Annotated in this window: 1 protein-coding gene; it reads left to right on the top strand. The window is 57.3% G+C overall.

The window, feature by feature from the left end; all coding sequences use genetic code 11:
* The coding region (locus HAP95_RS12090; protein ID WP_215884457.1) for a transposase at positions 1-211 on the top strand (211 nt) is incomplete at both ends.

The following is a 211-nucleotide window of genomic DNA, read 5'->3' as shown; positions in this document are numbered from 1 at the left end:
AGCCACTCTGCTGGCGATTCTGGTCTACGGCTATGCCAACGGGGTCTTTTCCAGCCGTAAACTGGAACAAGCCACCTATGATTCTGTCGCGTTCCGTTACCTCGCGGCAGGCAGCCATCCGGATCATGATACCCTGGCCACCTTCCGTCGCCGTTTTCTGGGCGAACTGCAAGGATTGTTCGTGCAGGTGCTGGAACTGGCGCAAGAGATG

Origin of the sequence: Acidithiobacillus sulfurivorans (genome assembly GCF_018853815.1) — a bacterium.
Classification (GTDB): domain Bacteria; phylum Pseudomonadota; class Gammaproteobacteria; order Acidithiobacillales; family Acidithiobacillaceae; genus Acidithiobacillus; species Acidithiobacillus sulfurivorans.
This window is presented reverse-complemented; position numbering and strand designations above follow the sequence as displayed.